The organism is Roseovarius gaetbuli (assembly GCF_900172365.1).
GTDB lineage: Bacteria > Pseudomonadota > Alphaproteobacteria > Rhodobacterales > Rhodobacteraceae > Roseovarius > Roseovarius gaetbuli.
Genome location: NZ_FWFJ01000103.1, coordinates 1 through 2486, shown reverse-complemented (window position 1 = coordinate 2486; position 2486 = coordinate 1). Strand labels below are relative to the sequence as shown.

Here is a 2486-nt window from a genome sequence, read left to right as displayed (position 1 = left end):
GGTCAAACCATAGCAAAACGACGGCGCGAGGGGAATCCCACACGCGCATTTATCCCGCCTTGAGCGGTGTCCAACTGCGCTGCGGCAAACGCCAATCAATCCCTTCGAGCAGCATCGCCAACTGCGCAGCGGTCAGGGCAATCTTGCCCTCTTTCGCCGATGGCCACACGAACCGACCTTTCTCCAGGCGTTTGCTGAACAGGCATGCGCCCTGACCATCCCACCAGATGATCTTGATCAGATCACCGCGCCGACCACGAAAGACAAACAGATGCCCCGTGAACGGATCTTGCTTCAGTGTCTGTTCCGCCTGGGCCGCCAGCGTTGTGAACCCGCGCCGCATGTCGGTCACACCGGCGGCCAGCCAGACACGCGTGTTCGCCGGGACAGGGATCATGCAGACAGGCCTCGGATCAGCCGGGCCAATGCTTCAGGATCGTAGCCACCAACAATCCTCAGTTGATGGCCACCCGCGATGTCGATCTCAATTGCGCTGTGGGCGGATGCGGCATTGGCTGCACGCGCGGGGCCAGGTTCTTCGGTCACAGGTCGCTCAACAATCTCCACAGGCAGAAAGCATGGCGTCTCGCGTGACAACTGCAACGCGCTGTAGCCCTTCGCGCCATTTATGAAGATGGCGATTGCCGCCAGAATATCGCGAACCTGCAACTTGCGGCTGGCAAAGATTGTGCCTGAGGTGATGCTGAACTGCTTTGCACAGCCCTTGCACTTATATACCTGACGGGTTTTGAGGTCGTAGTGATCAACACAGCCACACTCAGGGCAGATTGGCTCCCCTTCGGTTTCGGTCCAGCGGATTTGGCGAAACGCTGTGCGGGCTTCTTCCTCAGACATACGCATGACCTTCACAAGTGAAAGTGTCTTGGCGGCTGGGGAGAGGAGGAAGTGTTGCGACACGATACTAACCTTATTTGGTTAGCCATATATGGCAGTAGACAGAATCCACGTCAACCCCTATATTCACCATATTCGGTTATTAGAGAAGGTACCGCGTGAATACGATTGATCAGGCGCAACGACCAGCGCCGCCGAAACCCGTTGCCCGCAAGGCAAGCCCTGTAAACGCGGAGTACGAGGACAAAGCAAAGGACATGGTGCGCGAGGCCATGAAGGCCCAAGGCGTGACCGTAGACCAGCTTACAGAGCGCCTTAAGGCCATAGGCGTTGATATGAGTTCCGGCGGTGTGGCGAACAAGATAAGCCGTGGCGGGTTCAGTTCTGCGTTTCTGTTGCAGTGCATGGCAGCGCTCGACATAGAATTGCGCCCCATTGATAAATGAAGTGCAGGCTTGTAACTCATTGAATTATAAATAATGTATTCTTAAAACGAAGAACCCCCAGCCGGAGCCGAGGGCTTGCTAGCGGCGTACCGCATCGCGTTGATGAGAAAAATCTACTCACGCTTGAGCGATAAATCAATAGTGGAGTTAAAAAAATTAGAGCAGCTTTGTATATAGACGGTTTCAATCTGTACCATGCCATCGATGATCTCGGCGAGAATTTTCTCAAGTGGTCGGACTACTGGAGGCTGGGGGAAATCATAATTCCCAGCCAATCTAAGAACCTTGTTCGGGTCTGTTATTGTACGGCCTACTATCCAGATGAGCGCAAGACATGGCGGCACAAGCAGTTTGTACAGGCCCTGAGATTGAAAGGGGTAGATGTTCAGGTCGGACACTACGTCTACGAGGATGCCAGTTGCCGCGCTTGCGACAGCACTTGGAAAAAGCCAACCGAGAAAGCTGGCGACATTAATGTCGCCATACATATGCTGAAAGACGCGTTTTTGGATGAGGTTGATCACGCATACCTGATTTCGCAAGACTCTGACCAGTCAGCTACTGCGAAGATGTTTGCGGAGATGTTTCCCGATAAAAAGCTCACAACGGTTGCCCCGCCAGAACGCAACTTTTCCGTTCATATTGGGAAGCACGCGGACGCAAAGTTGAAACTCACTCGGCATCACATTGAGCGCTGCGTGATGCCGGAAATCTTAATCGGACCGCCCGCAGCAAGACGCCCAAGAGAATATGCGCCACCTGCTGACTGGGTGCATCCAGACAATCGCCCTAAATAACCTTATTTGGTGAGCTTTCTCCATAATGCCGAGCTTTTGTCAGAGGCGATTCAAACATCATTCCTTTTGAACGTTAGGCCGACACGACCGGCCCAAATGTATGTACCGGCTGCTGTTCGCAAATGATTTCTGGCATGTTCTCGGAAGTCGCTCATATGTATCCGGCCTGTTGATCGACACGCGGGTCGTGGCCTTGTTGGGGTTACGCACGCGCCGTGATCTCATTACCGGACAGGTCGATTATGACCATTTGGGCCGTCAGGTAATCCCCCCCAAAATTAGTGGTGTTCAAAAGTAGAATTTTCTCGGCAAGATATCTGAGGAGATTTACGATGAAGAACGGACGATTTAGCGACGCTCAGATCATGACGATCCTGAAGCAGGCGGA

At 53.3% G+C, this 2486-nt stretch carries 3 protein-coding genes and 1 pseudogene; 2 read left to right on the top strand and 2 right to left on the bottom strand.

Annotation, left to right across the window (positions count from 1 at the left end; all coding sequences use genetic code 11):
- Nucleotides 1-49 precede the first annotated feature (49 nt).
- The gene (tnpB, locus tag ROG8370_RS19710) at nucleotides 50-397 is read right to left on the bottom strand and encodes an IS66 family insertion sequence element accessory protein TnpB (protein ID WP_085828814.1); all 348 of its coding nucleotides are present in this window, start codon (nucleotides 395-397) and stop codon (nucleotides 50-52) included.
- 187 nt (nucleotides 398-584) lie between these two features.
- A pseudogene (locus ROG8370_RS19705) lies at nucleotides 585-918 on the bottom strand (transposase); the annotation flags it as partial.
- 95 nt (nucleotides 919-1013) lie between these two features.
- Between ROG8370_RS19705 and ROG8370_RS19700 the strand changes: the two are divergent.
- The gene (locus tag ROG8370_RS19700) at nucleotides 1014-1301 is read left to right on the top strand and encodes a DUF6471 domain-containing protein (RefSeq protein ID WP_085828813.1); all 288 of its coding nucleotides are present in this window, start codon (nucleotides 1014-1016) and stop codon (nucleotides 1299-1301) included.
- Nucleotides 1302-1468: 167 nt separating this feature from the next.
- Nucleotides 1469-2098 carry an NYN domain-containing protein gene (locus ROG8370_RS19695; protein ID WP_245827554.1) on the top strand — a complete coding sequence of 210 codons (630 nt, stop codon included), beginning with the start codon at nucleotides 1469-1471 and terminating at the stop codon, nucleotides 2096-2098.
- Nucleotides 2099-2486 lie beyond the last annotated feature (388 nt).